At 63.9% G+C, this 23450-nt stretch carries 25 protein-coding genes; 15 read left to right on the top strand and 10 right to left on the bottom strand.

All coding sequences use genetic code 11. The features are described from left to right. Window positions 1-31: 31 nt before the first annotated feature. From JWV26_RS14250 to JWV26_RS14235, 4 genes are all read left to right on the top strand, one after another. Window positions 32-1297, top strand: a complete 1266-nt coding sequence (locus tag JWV26_RS14250) for an Hsp70 family protein (RefSeq protein ID WP_206417136.1) — start codon at window positions 32-34, stop codon at window positions 1295-1297. A 106-nt stretch (window positions 1298-1403) separates the two neighbouring features. Then, window positions 1404-1760 (top strand): DUF6152 family protein, encoded by a 357-nt coding sequence (locus tag JWV26_RS14245; protein WP_072423754.1) that lies wholly within the window; start codon window positions 1404-1406, stop codon window positions 1758-1760. Beyond that, window positions 1761-2243, top strand: coding sequence for a hypothetical protein (locus JWV26_RS14240; RefSeq protein ID WP_206417135.1), 483 nt, complete (start codon window positions 1761-1763; stop codon window positions 2241-2243). A 56-nt stretch (window positions 2244-2299) separates the two neighbouring features. Further along, window positions 2300-2833 carry a hypothetical protein gene (locus tag JWV26_RS14235; protein WP_206417134.1) on the top strand — a complete coding sequence of 178 codons (534 nt, stop codon included), beginning with the start codon at window positions 2300-2302 and terminating at the stop codon, window positions 2831-2833. Between the two features lie 153 nt (window positions 2834-2986). Here JWV26_RS14235 and JWV26_RS14230 read toward each other — a convergent pair whose 3' ends face one another. From JWV26_RS14230 to JWV26_RS14195, 8 genes are all read right to left on the bottom strand, one after another. After that, window positions 2987-4156, bottom strand: a complete 1170-nt coding sequence (locus tag JWV26_RS14230; protein ID WP_206417133.1) for an iron-containing alcohol dehydrogenase — start codon at window positions 4154-4156, stop codon at window positions 2987-2989. Between the two features lie 8 nt (window positions 4157-4164). Beyond that, the gene (locus JWV26_RS14225; RefSeq protein ID WP_206417132.1) at window positions 4165-5553 is read right to left on the bottom strand and encodes an aldehyde dehydrogenase family protein; all 1389 of its coding nucleotides are present in this window, start codon (window positions 5551-5553) and stop codon (window positions 4165-4167) included. Between the two features lie 100 nt (window positions 5554-5653). Further along, entirely contained in the window at window positions 5654-7027 is a 1374-nt protein-coding gene (locus JWV26_RS14220) for a glutamine synthetase family protein (protein WP_206417131.1), read from the bottom strand. A 257-nt stretch (window positions 7028-7284) separates the two neighbouring features. Continuing rightward, window positions 7285-8319 (bottom strand): TRAP transporter substrate-binding protein, encoded by a 1035-nt coding sequence (locus JWV26_RS14215; RefSeq protein ID WP_074913834.1) that lies wholly within the window; start codon window positions 8317-8319, stop codon window positions 7285-7287. 127 nt (window positions 8320-8446) lie between these two features. Next, window positions 8447-9772, bottom strand: coding sequence for a TRAP transporter large permease (locus tag JWV26_RS14210; protein ID WP_074913833.1), 1326 nt, complete (start codon window positions 9770-9772; stop codon window positions 8447-8449). After that, window positions 9772-10278, bottom strand: coding sequence for a TRAP transporter small permease subunit (locus JWV26_RS14205; protein WP_072423242.1), 507 nt, complete (start codon window positions 10276-10278; stop codon window positions 9772-9774). The genes JWV26_RS14210 and JWV26_RS14205 overlap by 1 nt, the downstream gene beginning before the upstream one ends. A gap of 158 nt (window positions 10279-10436) precedes the next feature. Further along, window positions 10437-11384: an alpha/beta fold hydrolase gene (locus JWV26_RS14200; RefSeq protein WP_206417130.1), complete on the bottom strand. Its 948-nt coding sequence runs from the start codon at window positions 11382-11384 to the stop codon at window positions 10437-10439. 92 nt (window positions 11385-11476) lie between these two features. Beyond that, complete coding sequence (locus JWV26_RS14195) at window positions 11477-12376, bottom strand: AEC family transporter (RefSeq protein WP_072423244.1); 900 nt, start codon at window positions 12374-12376, stop codon at window positions 11477-11479. Window positions 12377-12649: 273 nt separating this feature from the next. Here JWV26_RS14195 and JWV26_RS14190 point away from each other — a divergent pair, with 273 nt between their 5' ends. After that, window positions 12650-12937 carry a hypothetical protein gene (locus tag JWV26_RS14190; protein WP_206417129.1) on the top strand — a complete coding sequence of 96 codons (288 nt, stop codon included), beginning with the start codon at window positions 12650-12652 and terminating at the stop codon, window positions 12935-12937. 62 nt (window positions 12938-12999) lie between these two features. On the opposite strand, the gene JWV26_RS14185 is transcribed toward JWV26_RS14190, so the two are convergent. Both JWV26_RS14185 and JWV26_RS14180 read right to left on the bottom strand, forming a co-directional pair. Beyond that, window positions 13000-14121 carry a fatty acid desaturase family protein gene (locus tag JWV26_RS14185; RefSeq protein ID WP_420890271.1) on the bottom strand — a complete coding sequence of 374 codons (1122 nt, stop codon included), beginning with the start codon at window positions 14119-14121 and terminating at the stop codon, window positions 13000-13002. After that, window positions 14079-15167: a ferredoxin reductase gene (locus JWV26_RS14180; RefSeq protein WP_206417127.1), complete on the bottom strand. Its 1089-nt coding sequence runs from the start codon at window positions 15165-15167 to the stop codon at window positions 14079-14081. Before JWV26_RS14180 ends, JWV26_RS14185 begins: the two co-directional genes overlap by 43 nt. 147 nt (window positions 15168-15314) lie before the next feature. On the opposite strand from JWV26_RS14180, the gene fabR reads away from it, so the two are divergent. The 10 genes from fabR to azu all read left to right on the top strand — a co-directional run bounded on the left by fabR (window position 15315) and on the right by azu (window position 23434). Next, complete coding sequence (gene fabR / locus JWV26_RS14175; RefSeq protein ID WP_206419217.1) at window positions 15315-15950, top strand: HTH-type transcriptional repressor FabR; 636 nt, start codon at window positions 15315-15317, stop codon at window positions 15948-15950. 163 nt (window positions 15951-16113) lie between these two features. Further along, a complete protein-coding gene (gene ureE / locus JWV26_RS14170; RefSeq protein ID WP_206417126.1) occupies window positions 16114-16614 on the top strand; it encodes an urease accessory protein UreE in 501 nt (166 codons plus the stop codon). A gap of 37 nt (window positions 16615-16651) precedes the next feature. Next, window positions 16652-17326, top strand: a complete 675-nt coding sequence (locus JWV26_RS14165) for an urease accessory protein UreF (RefSeq protein ID WP_206417125.1) — start codon at window positions 16652-16654, stop codon at window positions 17324-17326. 16 nt (window positions 17327-17342) lie between these two features. Continuing rightward, window positions 17343-17957 carry an urease accessory protein UreG gene (gene ureG / locus JWV26_RS14160; protein WP_003246865.1) on the top strand — a complete coding sequence of 205 codons (615 nt, stop codon included), beginning with the start codon at window positions 17343-17345 and terminating at the stop codon, window positions 17955-17957. Between the two features lie 21 nt (window positions 17958-17978). Next, the gene (locus JWV26_RS14155; protein ID WP_072423251.1) at window positions 17979-18551 is read left to right on the top strand and encodes a HupE/UreJ family protein; all 573 of its coding nucleotides are present in this window, start codon (window positions 17979-17981) and stop codon (window positions 18549-18551) included. 158 nt (window positions 18552-18709) lie between these two features. Beyond that, window positions 18710-19624: a glycerophosphodiester phosphodiesterase family protein gene (locus JWV26_RS14150; RefSeq protein ID WP_074913826.1), complete on the top strand. Its 915-nt coding sequence runs from the start codon at window positions 18710-18712 to the stop codon at window positions 19622-19624. 528 nt (window positions 19625-20152) lie between these two features. After that, entirely contained in the window at window positions 20153-20767 is a 615-nt protein-coding gene (locus tag JWV26_RS14145) for a LysE family transporter (RefSeq protein WP_074913825.1), read from the top strand. A gap of 236 nt (window positions 20768-21003) precedes the next feature. Continuing rightward, window positions 21004-21591 carry an LOG family protein gene (locus JWV26_RS14140; protein ID WP_093048431.1) on the top strand — a complete coding sequence of 196 codons (588 nt, stop codon included), beginning with the start codon at window positions 21004-21006 and terminating at the stop codon, window positions 21589-21591. A 66-nt stretch (window positions 21592-21657) separates the two neighbouring features. After that, window positions 21658-22593, top strand: a complete 936-nt coding sequence (locus tag JWV26_RS14135) for a DUF808 domain-containing protein (RefSeq protein ID WP_206417124.1) — start codon at window positions 21658-21660, stop codon at window positions 22591-22593. 391 nt (window positions 22594-22984) lie between these two features. After that, window positions 22985-23434 carry an azurin gene (azu, locus tag JWV26_RS14130; protein ID WP_017678694.1) on the top strand — a complete coding sequence of 150 codons (450 nt, stop codon included), beginning with the start codon at window positions 22985-22987 and terminating at the stop codon, window positions 23432-23434. The last annotated feature ends 16 nt before the right edge of the window (window positions 23435-23450 follow it).

Raw genomic sequence — 23450 nt, 5'->3', positions numbered from 1 at the left:
ATGCGCGGCCATTTTTGCGGCTCTGCGTTCCATGTCCTTTTCCACTCCTGCCCGCGCCTGCGGCATCGACTTCGGCACCTCCAATTCCACTGTCGGCTGGCTGCGTCCCGGCCAGGACAGTTTGCTAGCACTGGAAGACTGCAAGATCACCCTGCCCTCGGTGATCTTCTTCAACATCGAGGAGCGCCGCCCGGTTTATGGCCGCCTGGCCCTGCACGAGTATCTGGAAGGCTATGAAGGGCGTCTGATGCGCTCGTTGAAAAGCCTGCTGGGCTCCAAGCTGCTGAAGAGCGAAACCACCGTGCTGGGCAGCGCCCTGCCATTCAAGGACCTGCTCGGTTTCTTCATCGGCGAGCTGAAGAAGCGTGCCGAAGCCCAGGCTGAGCGTGCCTTCGAGGAAGTGGTGCTGGGCCGCCCGGTATTCTTCGTCGATGACGACACGGCTGCCGATCAGGAAGCGCAGAACACCCTGGTGGCCGTGGCGCACAAGCTCGGCTTCAAGGACGTGTCGTTCCAGTACGAGCCCATCGCAGCAGCCTTCGACTACGAGTCGAATCTGGACCGCGAGGAGCTGGTGCTGATCGTCGACATCGGCGGCGGTACCTCGGACTTCTCCCTGGTGCGCCTGGCACCCGAGCGCCACCACCTGGCCGAGCGCCAGGAAGACATCCTTGCCACCGGAGGCGTGCACATCGGCGGGACCGACTTCGACAAGCAACTGTCGCTGGCCGGCGTCATGCCGCTGTTCGGCTACGGCAGCCGGATGAAGAGCGACGCGTTCATGCCCACCAGCTATCACCTCAACCTGGCGACCTGGCACACCATCAACGCGCTGTACGCGCAGAAGACCCAGCTTGCTCTGCAGAACATGCGCTACGACATCGTCGACGCCACCGGCATCGACCGCCTGTTCGGTCTGATCGAACAGCGCGCCGGGCACTGGCTGGCGATGCAGGTGGAAGAGAGCAAGATCGCCCTCAGCGAGCAGGACGCACGGCCCATCGACCTGTCACGCGTGGAGCCGGGACTGGTCGCCGAGCTGACCCGCCCGCTGTTCGAGAACGCCATCGAGCCGCTGCTCGAACGCATCCGCGCCAGCCTCACGCAATTGCTCGCCGATGCCGGAGTCAGCGCCGATCAGGTCGACACCCTGTTCTTCACCGGCGGCTCCAGCGGCGTGCCGGCGCTGCGCCAGAGCGTGGCAGCCATGCTGCCCAACGCGCGCAGTGTGGAAGGTAATACCTTCGGCAGCATCGGCAGTGGCCTGGCCATCGAAGCGAAGAAACGCTACGGCTGAGGCATCTGACCGCCTCATTCTGTTTCCAAATGCTGCCCGTCCGCCGCAGCATCAGTTACAGGGTCTAGGTTTACCCGGTGTTCAATCAGCCCACCGGGTGATCGCCATGCTGAAGAAACTGCTGCTCCTCACCACCACACTTGGCCTGCTGCTGACCGCTGCCCTCGCCCAGGCTCACCATGGCTGGAGCTCCTACGACGCCGATCAGCTCCTGACCCTGGAAGTGCCACTACAGACCGTCAACTACCGCAACCCGCACGCCGACGTGAGCATCGAGCACGACGGGCGCACCTGGCAGGTGATCCTCGCCCCGATCAGCCGCCTGCAGGCGCGTGGGCTGCCGGAATCCGACCTGACGGCGGGCAAGACCGTGACCATAGTCGGCTACCCGCGCAAGGACGGCACCGCGGAGATCCGCGCCGAACGCATCATCGTCGACGGGCGCACCATCGAACTGCGCTAGATGGACAGTCTGATCGCCTGGGCCGCCTGGCTCGAAGCCACGGCGCTGGGCGAGCAGATGCGCAGCTCGGCACTGCTCTACCCGGCGCTCAACCTGCTGCATCTGCTTGGCCTGGTGTTGCTGCTTGGGCCCATGCTGCTACTCGATGCGCGTTTGCTAGGCGCCGGCCGTACTTTCTCCCTGCCTGCCGTGTCGCGGGCGCTGACGCCACTGGCAGTGTTCGGTCTTGTGTTGCTGCTTGGCAGCGGTTTCTGCCTGTTCGCCGCCGACGCGGGACCTCTGAGCGCCGATGGACTGCTACAACTCAAGCTGCTGCTGATTGCCATGGGTATTGGCAACGCCCTGCTGTTTCGCCAGCTATGGAGTGCTCGGCTGGGCAACTGGGATACGCACGCACCACTGTTAGGTCGGCTGCAGGCGGCGCTGTCGCTTCTGATCTGGCTGCTGGTGATGAGCCTGGGCCGCCTGCTGGCCTACTTCTAGCGCAGCGCGCTTTGACTTATCCTGCGCGCCTTTGCCCCCCGAACAGGAATGCCTCGATGAAAGCCCAGCTGGAAGAACTGATCGCCAAGATAAGCTCCGGCTGCCTGCCCGAGGACGAGATCGCCCGTATCGCCGACGAGGCCACCCAGGCTTACGCCGACCCGACCGCCTTCCTCGCCGCCAACCCGGACGTCAATTACGACGACGAATTCCCTATCCCGCTGGGCGAATGGGTGGTGGTCGGCAGCCTGCCGGATACCGTGCTGTTCCAGGCCGACAGCTATGAAGAGCTGTTCCAGCGCATCACCGAGTCCTTCGGCCCACAAGTGCAGTTCGTGCTCAAGCCCAAGCAACTGGCCAAGACCGAACCGCTCAAGGCGCTCAACCGTATTCAGGTGCAGCTCTCGGCGCTGTCGCCGGAAACCGGCGGCTATGTGCTGGTGGACTTCAGCGAACCGCTGGACGACGAGCTGCAGGCGGTACTGGTGTACGCCAGCGATCTGCCGCGGGTGATGGAGCTGGCGGTGGAAGTGGGCATCTATGCCGCGCCAGCGCTGGAAGCCTTGCAGGCAGAGCTGGCGGGGGAATAAGCCACCGTTTTTTCCCTCTCCCCAACCCTCTCCCATAAATGGGAGAGGGGGCTATCTGCAGCCAGAATCAAACTCGTGCTGCACTGCTCCCCCTCTCCCGCTTGCGGGAGAGGGGTTGGGGGAGAGGGCTGCCGCTCGCGGATTGCATCCGGGCTACAAGGCCCCACGCAGCGCCTTCTCGAACAACGCGCTGTACTGCGCGGCGCTGAAGGCGATGGGGTTGGTGCCGGCCGATGGATCGACTTCAGCCATGCACCCGACCTGCTCGATACGCGCATCGTCTATACCGATCTCGCCCAGGCTGTGGGCAATACCCACATCACTGCGCAGCGCCAACACCCACTCCAGCACCGCATCGAAGCCGCCGCCCGGCAACGCCAGGTAGCGCGCCATTTTCTCCATTTGCGGCTCGATCACCGCACGGTTGGCTACCAGCACGTAGGGCATCAGCACTGCGTTGAGCAGGCCGTGGTGGGCGTCGTACAGCGCTCCCAGCGGATGCGCCAGCGCATGCATGGCGCCGAGGCCACGCTGGAAGGCAGTGGCCCCCATGCTCGAGGCCACCAGCATCTGCAGCCGCGCCTCGACATCGATGCCCTGCGCCACTGCACGCGGCAGGTACTGCTGCACCAGGCGCATGCCTTCCAGGGCGATCCCCTCGGCCATGGGATGAAACAGCGGCGAGCAGAACGCCTCCAGGCTGTGCGACAGGGCGTCCATACCGGTGGCGGCGGTGATCTTGGCCGGCAGTCCGACGGTCAGTTCGGGGTCGAGAATCACCAGCGCCGGCAGCATGCGCGCGTGGAAGATGATGCGCTTGATATGCGCCGCGTCATCGGTGATCACCGAGGCGCGGCCGACTTCCGAGCCGGTGCCGGCGGTGGTCGGCACTGCCACCACCGGCGCCATGCCAGCGACATTGACCCGGCTGGCGTTGTCGCCGACGTCCTCGAAATCCCACAACGGCCGCTCCTGGCCGACCATCAGGGCGATGGCCTTGCCGGCATCCAGCGCCGAGCCGCCGCCAAAGGCGATCACCCCGTCATGACCGCCGGCCTTGAACGCGGCCACACCGTCCATCACGTTGGCGCCGGTAGGGTTGCCCTTGATCGCCGAGAACAGCCCTGCGTTCAAGCCTGCATCGCGACACTGACGCAGCGCCGCGTCGATCATCGGCAGCGCGGCCAGACCGGGGTCGGTGCACAGCAGCGGCGCGCGCATGCCGAGCTGACGGCAGGCCTCGGCCAGCTCGCTGATGCGGCCGACGCCGACGCGCATCGAGGTCGGGTAGTTCCAGTTCATACGGTACTGATCGAGAGTCATTGAACGCCTCACAGCTGAGTCTTGAAGTGGAAGGATTTCGGCCGGGTCAGTTGCTCATAACCGACCCTTGAGAGGGTGCAGCCGCGCCCGGAGTGCTTCACCCCAGTCCAGCCCAGACCGGGGTCGAGGTAGTCGCAGCGGTTGAGAAACACCGTGCCGGCCTCCACCCGATCAGCCAGGGCCATGGCGGCATCGACGTCGCGACTGAATATCGCCGCGGTCAGGCCGAACTCGCTGTCGTTCATCAGCGCCAGCGCCTCCTCGTCGCTGGCGACCTTCTGGATACCCACCACCGGGCCGAAGGACTCCTCGGTCATCACGCGCATTTCATGGTTGACGTTGGTCAGTACCTGCGGCGCCATGTAGGGCGTACCTGGCGCATCCAGGGGAAACTCGGCCGGGTCGATATGCGCCCTGGCGCCCTGCTCCACCGCCTCGGCGATCTGGGCGCGGACGAAGTCGGCGGCGTCGCTGCGCACCAGCGGGCCGAGGGTGGTCTCCGGGTCGTCCGAACGCCCCAGTTTGTATTGGCGTACCAGCGCCACGGCGCGCTCGACGAACTCATCGAAAAGCGACTCGTGCACGTAGATGCGCTCGATGCCGCAGCAAGACTGCCCGGAATTGAAGAAGGCGCCGTCGATGGCGGTTTCCACCGCGTGCTGCAGATCGGCGTCGGCCCGAACGTAGGCCGGGTCCTTGCCACCCAGTTCCAGGCCGACGCTGATGAAGCGTCCTGCAGCAGCGCGTTCGACCATGGCCCCGCCGGGTACCGAACCGGTGAAGGCAACGTGGTCGATACTCGGCGAGCGAATCAGCGCCTCGGTCTCGCCGTGGCTCAGGTGCAAGTACTGGAACACGCCTTCGGGCAGACCGGCCTCGGCGAAGGCCTCAACCATGCGTTCGGCACACAGCGGCGTTTGCGCCGAGTGTTTGAGCAGCACCACGTTGCCCGCCAACAGCGCCGGCATCACCGCGTTGACGGCGGTCAGATAGGGGTAGTTCCAGGGCGCGATGATCAACGCCAAGCCCAGCGGCTCGCGGCGAATGAAACGGGTGAAACCGGCCTTTTCCGGCAGGCGGATATCGGCCAGTGAGCCCTCGGCGATATCGGCCATATGGCTGGCACGTTCGACGAAACCACGGATCTCGCCGGCGGCGTAACGGATCGGCCGGCCCATCATCCAGCACAACTCTTCGGCCAACTGCGCCTCACGTGCAGCGAAGGCTTCGATGGCGCGCCGGCCGATGGCGATACGCTCACGCAGCGGAGTCTGCTTCCAGGCCTGCTGCGCCAGCTCGGCCTTGGCCAGCGCGACCAGCACCTCGGGATTGGACGCCAGATGACGCTCGACGTAGACCGAACCGTCGATGGGGGAAATGCATTGCAGTTTGCTCATAAGGTGCTCCGTAAGAGGAATCGCGACCCACGCGGTGGATCGCGTGCCGCGCTCGGCCCCCTCGCCCCTCCGGGGAGAGGGTTGGGGAGAGGGGGAGCGCTCAGATGATTTCGAAGTAGCGATCCAGCTCCCAGTCGCTGACATGGCGACGGTACTCGCGCTCTTCCCATTCGCGGCTGGCGGCGAAGTGCTCGACAAAGGCATCACCGAACAGTTCGCGGGCGGCCTGCGAGCCCTTCAGACGCTGCGCGGCGTCCCACAGCGTGCGCGGCAACGCCAGCTCCTCTGGATGCTTGACCGCGTAGGCGTTACCGCTGACCGGTCCGGTCGGCTCCCACTCCTGCATGACGCCGTACAAGCCCGAACCGATGGCCACCGAGAGCGCCAGGAACGGATTGCCGTCGGCGGCGCCGAGGCGGTACTCCTGGCGCTGCGACTTGTCGCTCCCAGGGATCACCCGCAGCGCTGCGGTGCGGTTCTCCACGCCCCAGGTGGCGTCGGTCGGTGCCCAGAAACCAGGGATCAGGCGCCGATAGCTGTTCAGGGTCGGCGCCACCATGCACAGGAATTCCGGCATCAGACGCTGCTGCCCGGCGAGAAAATGCCGCTGCAACTTGCTCATGTTGTGCGCCTGATCAGGGTCGTAGAAGGCCGACTTGTCAGTTACACGGTCGCGCAGCGACACATGGATGTGCCCGCTTTGCCCCGGATACTTGCCCGACCACTTGGCCATGAAGGTAGCCATAAGGCCGTTGCGCTGGGCCAGCACCTTCATGAAGGTCTTGAACAACGCCCCCTTGTCCGCCGCCGCCTCGGCGCGGTCATAGGCGATTGCCGCCTCGAGCACGCCCGGCCCGGTCTCGGTGTGCAGGCCCTCGATGGGGAAATCCATCGCCTCGCCCATTTCGAGAATCTGGTGATAGAGCTCGGCATGCACCGAGTTGCGGATCATCGAGTAACCGAACCAGTCCGGGGTGAATGGCTTCAGATCGCGAAAGCCCTTGGCCCGTGCCGAGTCCGGGGTTTCATCGAACATGAAGAATTCGTATTCCAGCGCGGCATAGGGCTCAAAGCCCATGTCCTGGCAGCGCTGGATCACCCGGCGCAGGGTACCGCGCGGGCACACCGACTCGGCCTGCTGATCGAATTCGGCGAGAAACAGCAGCATGCCGTTCTCGAAGGGGATCTCGCGGCAGGTGTGCGGCAGGATGCGCACCGGCGCGTCCGGGTAGCCACTGTGCCAGCCGGTGTATTGGGCGTTGTCGTAGAGCTGGTCCTTGACGTCCCAGCCGAGCACCACATCGCAGAAAGCGAAACCGTGCTCAAGGGCGGAGAAGAACTTGCTGCGGCTCATGTACTTGCCGCGCATCACCCCGTCGTTATCGAACAGACCGACCTTGACGTGGCTCAGGCCACGCTCCTCGACGATGCGCCGAGCATCGCCCAGGGTCTTTACATCCCGTGGTTTGAACATGCTAACCCCTGTGTCTTGTTGTTATCGCGGGCGGGTCAAGCGCAGGGCTGGGCATCCATGACCGGCCAGGCAAGGCCGACGACGCACGAGCGCAGCACGACGCGTGTGACAGCGTCCGTTTCAGGCTCATAGAGTGTGGTACAGGATTGCCGGGATGGCAGGGAAGCGGCGGGAAAAATCTGGCTGGCGCGATGCTGTGCGGGATAGAACCGCGCCCGTACCGCTCGGTACGGGCGCTCTGGCTCACTCAAATGACATCAACGATAAGGTGCCCCCGCCTTGGCCATCAGTGCGTTGTACTTCTTGAAGATATCCACCACCTTGGCGCAGCGCGGGCTGGTCTTGGCGATCTCGTCCCAGAACTTCAGCGCCTCGGCCTCCACCGTGGCCCATTCCTCGGCGGGGATGGAGGTCAGCTCCAGTTTGCCGCCCTCGACCCGCAGCTGCGCCTCGCCGCCCCAGTACCAGTGCTGACGGTAGTAGTTGGAACTGTCCATGCACAGTTTGAACAGGGTCTTGAGGTGCTCCGGCACTTCCGCCCATTTGTCCGAGTTGGCGAAGTAGGAACCGCACCAGGCGCCGGAGATGTTGTTGGTGAGGAAGTACTTGGTGACGTTGGCCCAGCCGACGGTGTAGTCCTCGGTGATGCCGGACCAGGCGATGCCGTCCAGCTCTCCAGTCTGGATCGCCACCTCGATGTCCTCCCAGGGCAGGGTCACCGGGATCACGCCGAAGCGCGAGAGGAACTTGCCGGCGGTAGGGAAGGTGAAGATACGCTTGCCCTTGAGGTGTTCGAGCTTGGTGATCGGCTCGACCGTGGCGAAGTGGCAAGGGTCCCAGGCGCCAGCGCCGAGCCAGGTGACGCCCTTGACCTCGCCATAGGCCTCGGCCCAGATCTCGTTGAGCCCGTACTGCTCGAACAGCACCGGCACATCGAGGCTGTAGCGGGTGGCGAAAGGGAAGTAACCGCCGAATACAGAGACGTCCACTGGCGCCGCAATCGAGTCGTCATCACTCTGCACCGCATCGATGGTGCCGCGTTGCATGGCGCGGAACAGCTCGCCAGTCGGCACCAACTGGTCGGCGAAATACAGCTGGATCTCCATCTGGCCATTGGCGGCCTTGTTGAAGGCGTCGATCGAGGGTTTGATCACATGCTCGGCCAGTGCCGCGCCGGCGTAGGTCTGCAATCGCCAGGTGATCTTCTTCGGCTCGGCGGCGTAAATATGCGCCGAGCCCAAGGCCGCGGTACCGACTGCGGCGGTTTTCAGGAAATCGCGTCTCGTACTCATGCTGGTCTCTCCGTAATGTCGATGCAGATGCAATACAACCGCTCAATGCCGCCATAGCTGACGGCCTTACCAGTGGCCGGACGATCCGGCTCGACTGCTGGCGCGTGGACGCGCCGATTTCCGTTGATCAACCGCCGTAGTGCAGTTGCGGCAACCACAGCGCCAGCTGCGGGAAGACCATGACCAGGGTCAGCGCCAGGACCATGATGAAGACGAAGGGTATGACCGAGACGTAGATGTCGCGCAGGGTCACTTCCGGTGGTGCCATCGCGCGCATGAGGAACAGGTTGTAGCCGAATGGCGGGGTCATGTAGGCGATCTGGCAGGTGATGGTGTAGAGCACGCCGTACCAGATCAGGTCAAAGCCCAGGGCACCGACCAGCGGGATGTAGAGTGGCGCGACGATCACCAGCATGGCGGTGTCGTCGAGGAACATGCCCATCACGATGAACGAGATCTGCATCAGGATGAGAATCTGCCACGGCCCCAGGTGCAGACTGTCGACGAAGAAGCCTTCGATGGCCTTGACCGCGCCGAGGCCGTCGAACACCGCGCCGAAGCACAGCGCGGCGAGAATGATCCACATGAACATGCAGCTGATGGCCAGGGTCTTGCGCAGCGTTTCCTCCATCACCTTGCCGCTCAGCCGCCCCTTGAACAAAGCCGCCAGGGTCGCAGCACTGGCGCCCACCGCCGAGCTTTCCACCAGGCTGGTGTACCCCAGCAGGAACAGCCCGGTCATCGACAGGAAAATGAACACCGGCACCAACCCGGCATTGAGCAGCCGCAGCTTCTCCTGCATGCTGATCTGCTCACGTTCGGCCTGTGCCAGAGGCGGGCCGAGATGCGGCTGCAGGCGGCAGCGAATGGCGATGTAGAGCATGAACATGCCGGCCATCATCAAGCCCGGAATCGCCCCGGCCAGCCACAGCTGGCCCACCGGCTGGCGCGCGATCATGCCGTAGAGCACAAGCACCACGCTGGGCGGAATGAGGATGCCCAGCGAGCTGCCAGCCTGGATCACCCCGGTGATCATGACCTTGTCGTAGCCACGCCTGAGCAGCTCGGGCAGGGCGATGCTGGCGCCGATGGCCATACCGGCCACGCTCAGGCCGTTCATCGCCGAGATCGCCACCATGAGGAAGATGGTGCCGATGGCCAGGCCGCCCGGCAGCGGGCCCATCCACACATGGAACATCTTGTACAGGTCTTCGGCGATGCCCGACTCGGAGAGCATGTAACCCATGAACACGAACATCGGCAGGGTCAGCAACGGGTACCACTTCATCAGTTTCATGGCCGCGCTGAAGGCCATCTCCGAGCCGCCATCGCCCCACAACAGCAATGCAGCAGCCGCAGCGACGAAGCCGATGGCGCCGAAGACCCGCTTACCGGTCAGCAGCAGCAACATCATCGAGGAGAACATCAACAGCGCGATCAGCTCGTAGCTCATCAGAGCGTCTCCCCACGGGCTGCGTACAGGTCCTTGAAGAAGGTGGCGACTGCCTGCAACAGCATCAGGGCGATGCCGAAACACATGACGATCTTGATCGGCGCCATATGGGGCGACCAGGCCGAGTAGCTGGTCTCCTTGTATTCGATGGCGTACTCGGTGGAGGAGATGCCGCCGATCAGCAGCATCACCAGATAGAAGATCAGCATCAACACGGTGATCGCATCGACCACGGCGCGGGTGCGCGGCGACCAGGCGCTGTAGACCAGGTCCATGCGCACATGAGCGTCGAGCTGCATCGAGTAGGCACCGCCGAGCAGGAAGTAGGCGACCATGAGGAACTGGGCGCTTTCCAGGGTCCATATCGATGGGGTGAAGAAGGTCTTGCTGATGGAGGAGTACAGGAGCACCGCCAGCATGGCGAAGATCAGGTACATGGCGAAACGCCCGACCCTCCGGTTGAATGCGTCCACTACCCGGACGAAAGCTCTAATGCCCTTGCGCATGCAGTTTCCTGCTTTTCTTGTTCGTTATCCCGTCAGCCTAGACGAAGATTCGCCAAAGCCAACCGCCCCGCCGAGCCATAGCAGGAAACGCGCCAGCCATTAACAGCCAGCGCTTCCACGAATAAAATCAAAGGCTTGGAAAATACCGTGCTAGAGCCTCAGCGCTGCAGAAAGGCAACGAGCACCGCAACGGTGCGCTGCGGCTCCTCCTCCTGGGGCACATGGCCAAGGTCGTCGAACAGCACCAACTGGCTGTCGGCGATGTCAGCGGCGAAACGTTCGGCATTGTCCGGCGGAATCAGCCGATCACGCCCACCCCAGATGATCAGCGTCGGCAATTGCAGTTCGCCGATGCGCTCATGCAGCTCGCCACTGGGGGCCTGGGCGAAGCGCTGACGCAAGGCCTGACGATTGCCGGCACGCAGGGTCAGCTGGTAGTAACGCTCGACCAGTTCGTCATCGACTTTGTCTGGATCGCCATAAACATTGCGCACGCTCGACTCGATCATGCTCCGCGGCAGCAAGCGGCTCATCAACGGCGCCAATGCCGGGATGCCGGCCAGACGAAAGCCTATCGGCACCGACTCGGCGTTGCGCGGATAGCCGGCTGCATCCACCAGCACCAGACGCGCGCTGCGTTCGGGATGGGCCAGGGCAAAGCGCCACGCCAACTGGCCGCCGAAACTGTTGCCGACCAGCACTACACGGCTCACCTGCAGATGATCGAGCAGACTGCGGAGAAAGCCTGTGTAGTGCTCGACGCGGTAATCACCATCGGGAAATGGCCCGGTCAGGCCGAAACCAGGTAAGTCCAGGCTGATCACGCGACGCTGCTTGGCCAGCTCTTTTACCCAACCGTCCCAGGTATGCAGGCTGGCGGAGGTGCCGTGCAACAGCAGGATGGGCTCGGGGTCATCGCGCCGCCCCTGATCACGCAGGTGCACCGACATTCCATCGATCTCGACGAACTGCGAAGGCGGTGGCGCCCAGCGCGCCTTGAGTTCGTCCAGCGGGAGATCCGGGGCCCAGCTGAGTGCGACGAAAGCGGCAAGGGTCAACCCGAACACCAACAGCAGGCCGAGCAGCGCATGGGCGAGGCGTTTCATCTGGGCAGTCCTGAATGGATCGGAAGCGCGATGCTAGCTGACCACCGCGAACACGCCTATCGCCCGGAAGAGGGAATCGCCAGACAGAACAATCAGAACCCTACCAGCAGCATCCACAACGGCAGTGAAACCGCCGCCAACAGCGTCGATAGCGAGATCGCCGCGCTGACGCTACGGCTGTCTTCGGCCGTACGGGCAAAAGCCATTACGTTGACCCCGCTGGGGCAAGCAGCGAGCAGCACCAACACGCTGCGCGCCGTCTCGTTCAGGCCAGGCAACTGGCCGCTGAGCCACCACACCAGCGCCGGGAACAGCAGCAGCTTGGCCAAGGCCACGCCCCAGGCCTCGCCGGTAGGACGCAGACGATAACGCGACAGGCTGGCGCCGAGCACGATCAGGGCACAAGGCAAGGCAGCCTGGCCCAGCCAGGTGATCGCCCGCCACAGGCTCTCCGGCACCTGCAGCCCGGACAGGTTGAGCAGTGCGCCCAATCCCAGCCCAATGATCATCGGGTTGGCCAGGTTCTTCAGCAGCGCGCGACCGTCGACACGCTCCTGACTACCGAAAGCGGCATAGAAACTGTGCAGGGAAAACAGCGTGAGGCTGTGAAACACCAGGATGGCGAACACGTAGAGCAGGCCGTCGTTGCCCATCAGGCTGGCGATCAGCGGAATGCCCACCAGCACGTTGTTGGAGAACGCCGCCACCAATCCCAGCGGCGTCGCCGTACCGCGACGCCAGTGCGCCAGTACGTTTACCGCGCCGAACACCAGCAGTACCGGCAGGTAGTAGGCCAACAGCAGCATTGGCGACAGACCTTCAGCCAGCGATGCCTTGGCGATACCGGCGAACAGCAGCGTCGGCATGAACAGCTTGAAGGTGATGTTGGCCAGACCGGCCGCCGACTCGTTGGTGAGCCACTGGCGCCAGCCGAGCAGATAGCCGAGAACGATCAGAGCGAAGATCGGCAAAATTGCCTGTGCCGCGAGCATTGCTGAGCCTGCCTCCAGGGAACTGCAAAAGAGGACGGATCGAGCACGACCCGCAAGGGTCGCCAAGCATACGCGCGCCCGGCATTCAGCGCGATGCCTGGCTAAACATTCGTCGCGACGCGTAACGCCCGCCCACAAGCCCCGAGATAGAGCCTTCCGATCGAGTATTGAGAGGGTCGATGTTCACTATCAGGCCAGTCAAGTTCTTATCTGCGCTCATGTCCTCAAGAATTGACTCCGACGCCACTTATTACTCCCCAAGGAGACATCGACATGAAAGCTCAACTGACCCTCGCCACTCTGGCCCTTAGTCTGATCACCACCAGCGTATTCGCCGCATCGAGCAGCGCGCCCTTCCCTCTGGTGGGCGAAGCCAAGGACAGCCAGGTACAACAGCAACCCATCGCACCGCTCGCCGAAGACGGTTCCGACCGCACGCCGGGTGCCCAGCGCATCCAACTGGTAGAGGGCGGCTATGAGCGTACTCCGGGCGCCCAGCGTGTTCAGCTGGCCGAGGGTGGTTCCGATCGCCTGATCAAGCAGCGTGGCCACACGGCCTGAGCCCTGTAGTCACACCCCCAAAGCCCGGCGCATGCCGGGCTTTTTTATGCCTTTCACGCGAGTCACGCCATCCCGGCAGCGGGTAAACGGTAGATCCAGATACGCCGCAGCACGGTCGCAAATTGTCCCCACAAGGTGCCGCAGTTGTAATGCTGACCATAGCGCTGGGCGATCAGGCGCACCTCGCGCGCCAGTTCGGCATAGCGCCGAGCCGGCAGATCGGGGAACAGGTGATGCTCGATCTGATGGCTGAGGTTGCCGGTCAGAATATGCAGCAGCGGCCCACCGGACAGATTGCTGGAACCACGCAGCTGGCGCAGGTACCAGTGCCCACGCGTCTCCCCTTCCAATACTTCGGGTGCAAACACCGCCGCCTTCTCGGTGAAATGGCCGCAGAAGATCACCAGAAAGGTCCACAGATTGCGCAGCAGATTGGCCACCAGGTTGCCGGTCAGTACGGCCAGTGCATTGGCGCCGAGCAGCACGGCCAGCAGCGGAAACGCCAGATAGTCCTTGCCCCACTGCCGCGCCAGCTTGGCGCCGAACTGACGCGCCAGCGGCCGTACTTCCTCCTTGCTGATGCGGCCTTTCACCAGCTTGTCCAGGCGCAGGTGCTGGATGGCCACGGCGTACTGGAACAGCAGCGCCTGGATCGTCACCCACAAGGGTTGCCAGCGGTAGAACGGCTTCCAGCGCTGTTCGGGGAACAGGCGCACCACGCCATAGCCGACGTCATCGTCCATGCCCAGTACGTTGGTGTAGGTGTGATGCACGTGGTTATGCGTATGCCGCCAGAAATCGGCCGGCCCGACGATGTCCCATTCGTACTGGCGCCCGGCGAATTCCGGGTCGTTCATCCAGTCGTACTGGCCGTGCATGACGTTGTGGCCCAGCTCCATGTTCTCGAGGATCTTGCCCAGCCCCAGCAAGAAGGTGCCGAGCAGCCAGGTAGGTGGAAACCAGCCCAGCATCAGCAGCGCACGTCCACTCCAGCAGCACAGGCGCACCACGCCACGCACACGGCGGATATAGCGCGCATCGGCCTCGCCCAGATCAGCCAGGGTGCGCTGGCGCAGAGCATCCAGCTCCTGGCCGAAGGCTTCGAGTTCGGCGGGGTTCAACTCACGATCAACACGAGCCGTCACAGATCGATCTCCACATCCCCATGCGGGGCGCTGACGCACAAGCGAATGGGTTGGTTGGGCTCGGCGAACAGCTCACCACTGCGCAGATCGCGCACCGTGCCGGCCAGCAGCAGGCAAGTGCAGCTGGTGCAGATGCCCTGGCGACAGCCATGAGCCGGGCGCAGCCCGCTGGCCTCGGCCTGCTCCAGCAGGCTGGCGTTGCCGTTGCCCGAAACCTGCTGGCCGCTGCGCGCAAAGCGCAGACGAACCTCGCCGGTATCGGCCTCAGCCAGCACCGGCAGTGGGCTGAAGCTTTCCGCCTGCAGGCTGCGCCCGCACCCGGCGTCGCGCCACCAGCCGCACGCCTGATCGACGAAACCACGCGGGCCGCATATCAACAGGTGCGCGCACGGCAGCGCCGCCAGCTGTTCGGCCGTCAGGCGGCCACCATCCTCACCACTGAAGGCCCAGCGCACCTGGAAGTTGGTGTAACGCGCAGCCAGCGCCTGCAGCTCTTCGGCAAAGGCCTGCTGCCCCCGGCGACGTACCTGATGCAGCAGCATCACCGGCGCAGAAAAGCCACGCGCCAGTGCATCACGCAACAAACCGAGCAACGGCGTGATGCCACTGCCAGCCGCCAGCAGCAACACCGCATTCTGCTCCTGCGGCCAGGCGAAATCGCCAAATGCCTGACCCAACTCGACCACCTCACCCACCTCCAGATGATCGAGCAGCAAATTGGACAGGCGCCCGCCCGGCTGGCGTTTGATCGCAAGCTCGATGCGCCCGTCGGCAGCCACTGACGTGAGACTGTAACTGCGCCCGTGACGCACGCCGTCCTGCTCCAGATACAGCTGAACGTGTTGCCCGGCTCGCCAGTCCTGCGCATTGCCGTTGCAGCGCAGCTCAAGTACCAGCATGTCGTCGGCCACCCAACGGCGCGCCTCGACCTGGGCGAACACGCGATTGAGGCGCAGTGCCGGGTGTAGCAGGCGCAAGCACAGATCGATATCTGCCTCACGCAACCAACCGACCGCACAGAGCCGGCGCAGCGGTTGCAGACCGCGAGCGACATGCCGCGCCAGTGACAGGGAAAGCAGAGCCATGAATGGATTCCAGTGAACACTTGTGCACAAGGCTGACAGATAGCCTGTATTTCAGTCAACAGTCGTTCACCGAACTACATCCGCGCGGTTCGACGCTGGCGCCGTGCATTTGCTAGAGTGCGGCATCGCTCAATGACCCGATTTCGCATGACGCCACGCGCCGAACAGAAGCAGCAGACTCGCCAGTCCCTGATGGACGCCGCCCTTACCTTGATGGAGAGCGGGCGTGGCTTTGGCAGCCTGAGCCTGCGCGAGGTGACGCGCGTTGCCGGTATCGTGCCCACCGGTTTCTATCGTCACTTCGCCGATATGGACGAACTGGGCCTGGCGCTGGTGGCAGAGGTGGGCGAAACCTTCCGTGCGGCGATCCGCCAGGTGCGCCGCCATGAGTTCGAGATGCGCGGCATGATCGACGCCTCGGTGCGTATCTTCCTTGCCGAAGTGGCTGCCAATCGCGCTCAGTTCCTCTTTCTCGCCCGCGAGCAGTACGGCGGTTCGCAACCGGTACGCCAGGCCGTTGCGGCCCTGCGCGAACGCATCACCAGCGACTTGGCCGCCGACCTCAAGCTGATGAATCGCATGCCGCACCTTGATGATGCAGCGCTCGACGTGGTGTCGGATCTGGTGGTGAAGACGGTATTCGCCACCCTGCCCGAACTGATCGACCCGCCCGCTGAAACCCTGCCGGTGCACCTCACGGCAGAAGCCAAGGTCATTCAGCAGCTGCGCTTCATCATGGTCGGTGGCAAGCACTGGCTGGGCCTGGGCAAGCCTTCCGAGTAGCGCGCACCACAATCGTGCACCAACAACGAAAACGCACCAAATAAATCCTGACCGCCTCGCCAAGTTATCCACAGCACGCAGAAATGCGCTGCCTTGCGCCACTCTCCAGCCTTGGCAAGCCACTTGCACTATTTCCGGGCACATTGCCCCGGAATAAACACAGATGCTGGTGATCCACGCCCGAATCGCGCCGCAGGCTGCTGCTGACGCCGAACTGGAACTGACCTTCGAAGCCCGTAGCAAAAGCCGTCTGCGCTGCTTCACCACGGCGGGCGAAGAGGTCGGCCTGCTCCTCGAACGCGGCCAACCGGCACTGGCCGATGGTGAGTTTCTGCAGGCCAAGGACGGACGCATCGTACGCGTGCGCGCCAAGGCCGAGCCGCTGCTGCATGTCACCTGCGCCAGCCCCTTCGAGCTGATGCGCGCCGCCTACCACCTGGGCAACCGCCATGTCGCCCTGCAACTGGGTGACGGCTGGCTGCGCCTGCCCGACGACTATGTGCTCAAGGCCATGCTCGAACAGCTCGGCGCCACTGTCGAGGCCATCGAAGCGCCCTACCAGCCTGAACAGGGCGCCTATGGCGGCGGCCACCATCACTCCCATCATGGCGACGAGGAATTCAACTACGGCCCGCGCCTGCACCAGTTCGGTGTGCGCAAGTGAGCCAAGCGCCGTCGCCCGCGCGTATCGGGGTCAGCTCATGAAGCCGGCCTGGGCACTGCTGCGCCTGGCCAGCCCGCAGCTGCCCATCGGCGGTTACAGCTACTCGCAAGGCCTGGAGTGGGCGATAGACAGCGGCCTGATCCAGGATGCCGACGCCGCCGAACGCTGGCTGGCCGATCAGCTCACGCTCAACCTCGCCCGCTTCGAAGCACCGCTGCTGCTGGCACATTGTCGCGCCGCGCACGAGGACGACTGGCCGCACCTGCAGGCACTGGCCGAACGGCACCGCGCCAGCCGCGAAACCCGCGAACTGGCCCTGGAAAGTCGGCAGATGGGGTACTCGCTGCGGCAACTGCTCGAAGGCCTGCCCGAGCTGGACGAAGCCGCGCGCGAACTGCTCGCAACCCAGCACGAACCGGGCCTGGCCCTGGCCTGGGCGCTGGCCGCACGCGCCTGGCAGATCACCCCGGACGATGCGCTGGCCGCCTGGCTCTGGGGCTGGCTGGAAAACCAGCTGGCCGTCCTGATGAAGGTGCTGCCGCTGGGCCAGCAGGCCGCCCAGCGCCTGACCAGCCGCCTGCTGCCAACGCTCGAGGCCGCCCAGCAGCAGGCCGCCAGTCTTTCTCCCGAACACTGGGGCAGTGCCGCCTTCGGCCTGGCCTTGGCGAGCATGGCGCACGAACGCCAGTACTCGCGTCTCTTCCGCTCCTGACGAGGAACATCAGCACATGAACAGCCAACCTCTGCGTGTCGGTATCGGCGGCCCGGTCGGTTCCGGCAAGACCGCCCTGACCCTGGCCCTGTGCCGCGCCCTGCGCGAGCGCTACAACATCGCCGTGGTCACCAACGATATCTATACCCAGGAAGACGCCCAGTTCCTGGTGCGCAACGAGGCCCTGGAGCCCGAGCGCATCATCGGCGTGGAAACCGGCGGCTGTCCGCACACCGCTATCCGCGAGGACGCCTCGATCAACCTGGAAGCCGTGGAGCAGCTCAACCGCCGCTTCCCTGGCCTGGACCTGATCATCGTCGAGTCCGGCGGCGACAACCTGTCGGCCACCTTCAGCCCCGAGCTGTCCGACCTGACCCTCTACGTGATCGACGTATCCGCCGGCGACAAGCTGCCACGCAAGGGCGGCCCAGGCATCTGCAAGTCCGACCTGCTGGTGATCAACAAGGTCGACCTGGCCCCCATGGTCGGCGCCTCGCTCGAAGTGATGGAGCGCGACACCCTGAAGATGCGCGGCGACAAGCCCTTCGTCTTCAGCAATCAAAAAATCGGCCAGGGTCTCGACGAGATCATCGCCTTCATAGAACGCCAGGGCATGCTCACGGCGGCCTGATTCCACCTCAAGGAGATCCACATGAATCTGCGCAAAACCCTCTACGCCATCGCCCTGTTCTGCACCCCGGCGCTGGCCTTCGCCCACCCAGGGCATGGTGACTCCGGGATCATGGCCGGCCTGGCCCACCCGGTGTTTGGCCTGGATCACCTGCTGGCGATGTTCGCCGTTGGCCTGTGGGCCGCGCAGCAGAGTGGCGCAGCACGCTGGGCGCTGCCGGCGACCTTCGTCGGCAGCATGCTGATCGGCGGCCTGCTGGGTTTCGCCGGGGTGGAAATTCCGCTGATGGAAACCGGCATCGCCGGTTCGGTGCTGGCCTTCGGTCTGCTGGTGGCCGTGGCGGCGCGCCTGCCAATGGCCGCATCCATGACCCTGACCGCAGTATTTGCCCTGACCCACGGCGTCGCCCACGGCCTGGAGCTGCCGGACCTGGCCAGCCCCTTCGGCTACGCCATCGGCTTTATCGTCGCCACCGCAGCACTGCACGCTGTCGGCTTCGCCCTGGTGCGATTTCTGCCGCGAGCGGCCGCACCGCTGGTGCGCATCGCTGGCGCTGCGTCAGCCGCCACTGGCGTCTGGCTGCTGGCCAGCTAAGCGCCGGCAATCGGTAGGGTGCGCCATGCGCACCGATGTCGACTCGTCCATCGCGAACACTGCGGTGCGCGACGTACCTTACCGACCGCCACCACAGCACTTGCCAACGCCCCCTGCGCTGGGGCACAAAGTCCCGAACCGCTTTCGAGACCCGGCCCATGCTGCGCTTCACCCGATTTCTGCTCGTCCCGCTGCTGCTGATCGGCATCATCGTGCTGGTACTGACGCTGACCAGCCGTCAGGCGAGCATGCCTGCGGTGCTCGAAGACCTCGGCGAACGCCCTCTGGTGATCGCCCATCGCGGTGGCAAGGGGCTATGGCCGGAGAACACCCTGTTCGCCTTCGAACGCGCCGCTGCTCTCGGCGTCGACATGCTGGAGATGGATCTGCACCTGAGTCAGGACGCCAAGCTGGTGGTGATCCATGATGAAACCCTGGAACGCACCACCAATGGCCAGGGCCCGGTCGCGCACTTCAGCCTCGCCGAACTGCAAGCGCTCGATGCCGGCTACAAATGGACGGCCGATGGCGGCCAGAGCTATCCCTACCGTGGCCAGGGTACGCGCATCGCCGCGCTGGAGGAGGTGTTCGAGCGCTTCCCATTGATCCCCAAGGCGCTCGAAATCAAGGTGCCCGATGTCGGCATGGAAGCTGTGCTCTGCGAAATGCTGGCGGCTTATGACCAACTCGATCGGGTCATCGTCGGCAGCTTTCATGAGCGCAGCCTCAAGCGCTTTCGTGAGCTCTGTCCGGAGGTCGCCACCTCGGCCGGACCGGTTTCGGTGCGCCTGTTGCTGGCGCTGAACTGGTTGGGTCTGAGCGACCTGCTATCACCCTCCTACCCGGTACTGCAGATTCCGCCCCAGCACAGCGGCCTGACCCTGGCCACCCCGCGCCTCATCGGCAATGCACAGACGCGTGGCTTGCACGTACAGCTGTGGACAATCAACGAACAGCCGGAAATGCGGCGATTACTGGAAATGGGCGCCAACGGGCTGATCACCGACTACCCGGATCGCGCCTTGCAGCTGCTCGGCCGCTCGACACAGCTCGGCGCGCTGCAGCCACAATGATGGCGAGCAACTCGCCACTTGCTCTTCGAGCCCGCCCGAAAGGCGCTTGATGGCCTTGCCACCAGCTTATCCACAAACCTGCCAACAGAATCCGGGGATAACCTGCTGCGCCCACAGAGCGGCCGGCGAAAACACTGGACAACTCGACCCGTTTCCGTCCTCGCCCGATCCTTCACAGACGCTGATCAAAAAACCAGCAAAACGCTGAAAGCCCCGCCACATGAAGCCATCAGCAATGCTTACAGGGATTACCAACAAAATTATCCACAGACATCGTGGACAACCAACAACAGCCCTAAAAAATCCCTTCAAACTGTCAACCCACTGTGTACAAAGGAAAAACTCCGTTGCTCAAATATTCGTCAGCATGGCCGGAGCAACGCATGACGAGGCCAGCAGAGGAGCACCACCAGCTTATCCACAGAGATACCCACAGACCCCGTGGAAAACTTTATTATCGGCGTCTGGCACGCCACCTGCTATGAACCTCACGCTTCCCTGCCCTGCCTCTTCTTGTAAGGATACTTCATGTTCAGTTTCTTCCTCGCCGCCATGCTCCTCGGCTTCGTCTTCAACGCCGCGCCAGGTGCCGTTTTCAGCGAAACCCTGCGCCGCGGGCTGCGTGACGGCTACAAACCGGCATTGTTGGTACAGATCGGCTCGCTGGTGGGCGATGCTACCTGGGCCGCCCTGGGCCTGACCGGCCTGGCGCTGCTGCTCGACAGCGCACAGATTCGTTACCCGCTGACCCTGGCCAGCGCACTGTATCTGGCCTGGCTCGGCTACCAGTCGCTGCGCGACGCCCATCGCCCGCCGCAACCCAGCGACGATGGTCAGGTCGCGGCCGGAGGCGCATTCGCCGCTGGCGCTGCGCTGTCGCTGACCAACCCGCAGAACATCGTCTACTGGGCCGCCATGGGCGGGGCGATGGCGGCCATCGGCGTTGCCCAGCCAACGCCGACGCACCTGGCGGTGTTCTTCGCCGGCTTCATGGTGTCCTCGCTGCTCTGGTGCTTCATCTGCGCCGGCCTGGTGGACTGGTTTCGCCGCGCCGCGTCGCTGCTCTGGCACCGCCTGACTTACGCAGCCTGCGGCGTGGTGCTGCTGGGTCTGGCCGGGATGAGTGCGATGGAACTGGTCTGAGCGAGCCGCGACTATTGCCATCATCGAAACAATCTAACGGCGCGGCGCCAGCAACGGGACTAGCCTGAACCACATGTCCCCGCGTCAGGAAGCCGCGCCATGTACCTCAACGATCTGCTCAAGCAATTGCTCGCCAGTTACGCCTGCGCCACCTGCGGCATTGATACGCGGCACTGATACTTGGTGCGAACGCAGCGGCTGGTTACCCTTGGCTTATTTGCCCAAGGAGTCGTTGCATGTCCCTGCATAGTGTCTGTGTCTTCTGTGGTGCCAGCCCTGGCGCCAGTCCCGTTTACCGCGAGGCTGCCGAAGCGCTCGGCCAGCACCTGGCCGAGCGCGGCATTCGCCTGATCTATGGTGGCGGCGCCGTCGGCCTGATGGGTGTGGTCGCCGATGCGGCGTTGAACGCCGGTGGCGAAGTGATCGGTATCATCCCGCAAAGCCTGGAGCGCGCCGAGATCGGCCATCGCAACCTGACCTGCCTGGAAGTGGTGGACGGCATGCATGCACGCAAGGCGCGCATGGCCGAGCTGTCAGATGCCTTCATCGCCCTGCCCGGCGGCCTCGGCACCCTGGAAGAGCTGTTCGAGGTGTGGACCTGGGGCCAGTTGGGTTACCACGCCAAACCGCTGGGCCTGCTGGAGGTGAACGGTTTTTACAGCAAACTCGGCGACTTCCTCGATCATCTGGTCGCCGAGCGCTTCGTTCGCCCACAGCACCGCGAGATGCTGCAGATCGCAGGCAACCCGCAGAACCTGCTCGATGCCCTCAGCGAATGGCGCCCCAGCGCGGCGCCGAAGTGGGTAGATCGCGCGCCCGTCTGAACCTGTACGCAGACATGTAACACAATGCTACGCTCTGCGGCTTCTCTCTCTCATGGAAGCCGCAACATGGCCGGAAGCAGCCTGCTCGCCCTGATCGACGACATCAGCACGGTACTCGACGACGTCGCCACCATGACCAAGATCGCCGCGCGCAAGACCGCCGGTGTACTGGGCGACGACCTCGCACTAAATGCCCAGCAGGTCACCGGGGTCAAGGCGGATCGCGAACTGCCGGTGGTCTGGGCCGTAGCCAAGGGCTCGCTGGTCAACAAGGCGATCCTGGTGCCGGCGGCGCTGCTGATCAGCGCCGTGGCGCCCTGGCTGGTGGTGCCCTTGTTGATGCTCGGTGGTCTGTTCCTCTGCTACGAAGGCGCCGAGAAGCTGCTGCACAAACTGCTGCACAAGCATGAGGATGACGAACAACAGGCACACCTGGCGGCCATCGCCGATGCGCAGGTGGACCTGGTGGCATTCGAGCGCGACAAGATCCGTGGTGCGGTGCGTACCGATTTCGTACTGTCGGCCGAGATCATCGCCATCACCCTCGGCACCGTCGCCACCGCCAGCTTTCTCAATCAGGTACTGGTGCTCAGCGGCATCGCTCTGCTGATGACCGTCGGCGTCTATGGCCTGGTGGCCGGCATCGTCAAGCTCGACGACGCCGGGCTCTACCTCAGCCAGCGCACCAGCGCCCTCGCGCAGGCCTGCGGCCGCGGCATCCTGCGCCTGGCCCCCTGGCTGATGAAGGCATTGTCGGTGATCGGCACAGCAGCCATGTTCATGGTCGGCGGCGGCATTCTCAGTCATGGCCTGCCGCCGGTGGAAAGCGCCGTGCATCACGCCGCCGAATGGGTCGCGCGCGACGCCGGCCTCCTGCTCTCGGCGATAGTGCCGACGCTGCTCAATGCCCTGCTGGGTGTCGTCGCCGGCTTGCTCAGCGTACCGCTGGTCAGCCTCGCCACACGCCTGTGGCAGGCCCTGCGCAAACCGCAGTCCGCTTAAGAAAACGCTCACTTTCTCATCAATCGTCTGCGCCCCTTGCCGGGCGCAGTCGAGGCCGGCTTTCCCCAAGCTTATCCACAGCTTGCTCCACGGCTTTCGTGGATAACCGGCCAGTGGCTGTCCAGACATGCTCAGAAGCCTTGACTTCTCGCTCAAGCAATTCATTTCAAAGCATTTTTCAGTGGCGAGCAGGTGTCCTGGGCAAAAGCTGACCAGATACCCAGAAAGCCCGCGGAAACAGGCCTCGAGCTGGCATCACAGAGCTTCCCCACAGAATTATCCACAGCTTTTCTGGATAACCAGGCGTGGCGTTCGGTCGCATCCATAAGCGCAGGCAGCTGTGCGAGTCTCTTCAGACCTGACCGGGTTATCAGAAACTGGAGGAATCAAGATGTTGCGTAACGTTGCCCTGCTGGCGCTGCTCGGACTTGCCAGCACACCGCTTCTGGCTGCCGAATGCGCGGTAGATGTCGAGTCGACCGATCAGATGACCTTCAACACCCAGGCCATCTCCGTCAGCAAGAGCTGCAAGACCTTCACCGTCAACCTCAAGCACACCGGCTCGCTGCCCAAGACCGCGATGGGCCATAACTGGGTGCTGAGCAAGACCGCCGACATGCCCGGCGTGGCCACCGACGGCATCTCTGCCGGCCCTGATGCCAGCTACCTCAAGGCCGGCGACGAGCGTGTGATCGCCCATACCGATCTGATCGGCGGTGGCGAAAGCACTTCGGTAACCTTCGATGTCAGCAAGCTGGCGGCAGGCGAAGACTACAGCTTCTTCTGCTCCTTCCCTGGCCACTACTCGCTGATGAAAGGCAGTCTGGCCCTGGTCGACTGAGGCCACCACAAACCGT

The sequence above is a fragment of the Ectopseudomonas toyotomiensis genome (assembly GCF_017167985.1).
Classification (GTDB): domain Bacteria; phylum Pseudomonadota; class Gammaproteobacteria; order Pseudomonadales; family Pseudomonadaceae; genus Aquipseudomonas; species Aquipseudomonas toyotomiensis.
Note: the sequence above shows the minus strand (reverse complement) of the source record. Positions and strands in the feature narration are given on the sequence as shown.

Excerpts from the sequence above, each read along its gene's own strand:
- JWV26_RS14250 (WP_206417136.1), top strand. The coding sequence starts at position 32 with ATGTCCTTTTCCACTCCTGCCCGCGCCTGCGGCATCGACTTCGGCACC.
- JWV26_RS14245 (WP_072423754.1), top strand. The coding sequence starts at position 1,404 with ATGCTGAAGAAACTGCTGCTCCTCACCACCACACTTGGCCTGCTGCTG.
- JWV26_RS14240 (WP_206417135.1), top strand. The coding sequence starts at position 1,761 with ATGGACAGTCTGATCGCCTGGGCCGCCTGGCTCGAAGCCACGGCGCTG.
- JWV26_RS14235 (WP_206417134.1), top strand. The coding sequence starts at position 2,300 with ATGAAAGCCCAGCTGGAAGAACTGATCGCCAAGATAAGCTCCGGCTGC.
- JWV26_RS14230 (WP_206417133.1), bottom strand. The coding sequence starts at position 4,156 with ATGACTCTCGATCAGTACCGTATGAACTGGAACTACCCGACCTCGATG.
- JWV26_RS14225 (WP_206417132.1), bottom strand. The coding sequence starts at position 5,553 with ATGAGCAAACTGCAATGCATTTCCCCCATCGACGGTTCGGTCTACGTC.
- JWV26_RS14220 (WP_206417131.1), bottom strand. The coding sequence starts at position 7,027 with ATGTTCAAACCACGGGATGTAAAGACCCTGGGCGATGCTCGGCGCATC.
- JWV26_RS14215 (WP_074913834.1), bottom strand. The coding sequence starts at position 8,319 with ATGAGTACGAGACGCGATTTCCTGAAAACCGCCGCAGTCGGTACCGCG.
- JWV26_RS14210 (WP_074913833.1), bottom strand. The coding sequence starts at position 9,772 with ATGAGCTACGAGCTGATCGCGCTGTTGATGTTCTCCTCGATGATGTTG.
- JWV26_RS14205 (WP_072423242.1), bottom strand. The coding sequence starts at position 10,278 with ATGCGCAAGGGCATTAGAGCTTTCGTCCGGGTAGTGGACGCATTCAAC.
- JWV26_RS14200 (WP_206417130.1), bottom strand. The coding sequence starts at position 11,384 with ATGAAACGCCTCGCCCATGCGCTGCTCGGCCTGCTGTTGGTGTTCGGG.
- JWV26_RS14195 (WP_072423244.1), bottom strand. The coding sequence starts at position 12,376 with ATGCTCGCGGCACAGGCAATTTTGCCGATCTTCGCTCTGATCGTTCTC.
- JWV26_RS14190 (WP_206417129.1), top strand. The coding sequence starts at position 12,650 with ATGAAAGCTCAACTGACCCTCGCCACTCTGGCCCTTAGTCTGATCACC.
- JWV26_RS14180 (WP_206417127.1), bottom strand. The coding sequence starts at position 15,167 with ATGGCTCTGCTTTCCCTGTCACTGGCGCGGCATGTCGCTCGCGGTCTG.
- fabR (WP_206419217.1), top strand. The coding sequence starts at position 15,315 with ATGACGCCACGCGCCGAACAGAAGCAGCAGACTCGCCAGTCCCTGATG.
- ureE (WP_206417126.1), top strand. The coding sequence starts at position 16,114 with ATGCTGGTGATCCACGCCCGAATCGCGCCGCAGGCTGCTGCTGACGCC.
- JWV26_RS14165 (WP_206417125.1), top strand. The coding sequence starts at position 16,652 with ATGAAGCCGGCCTGGGCACTGCTGCGCCTGGCCAGCCCGCAGCTGCCC.
- ureG (WP_003246865.1), top strand. The coding sequence starts at position 17,343 with ATGAACAGCCAACCTCTGCGTGTCGGTATCGGCGGCCCGGTCGGTTCC.
- JWV26_RS14155 (WP_072423251.1), top strand. The coding sequence starts at position 17,979 with ATGAATCTGCGCAAAACCCTCTACGCCATCGCCCTGTTCTGCACCCCG.
- JWV26_RS14150 (WP_074913826.1), top strand. The coding sequence starts at position 18,710 with ATGCTGCGCTTCACCCGATTTCTGCTCGTCCCGCTGCTGCTGATCGGC.
- JWV26_RS14145 (WP_074913825.1), top strand. The coding sequence starts at position 20,153 with ATGTTCAGTTTCTTCCTCGCCGCCATGCTCCTCGGCTTCGTCTTCAAC.
- JWV26_RS14140 (WP_093048431.1), top strand. The coding sequence starts at position 21,004 with ATGTCCCTGCATAGTGTCTGTGTCTTCTGTGGTGCCAGCCCTGGCGCC.
- JWV26_RS14135 (WP_206417124.1), top strand. The coding sequence starts at position 21,658 with ATGGCCGGAAGCAGCCTGCTCGCCCTGATCGACGACATCAGCACGGTA.
- azu (WP_017678694.1), top strand. The coding sequence starts at position 22,985 with ATGTTGCGTAACGTTGCCCTGCTGGCGCTGCTCGGACTTGCCAGCACA.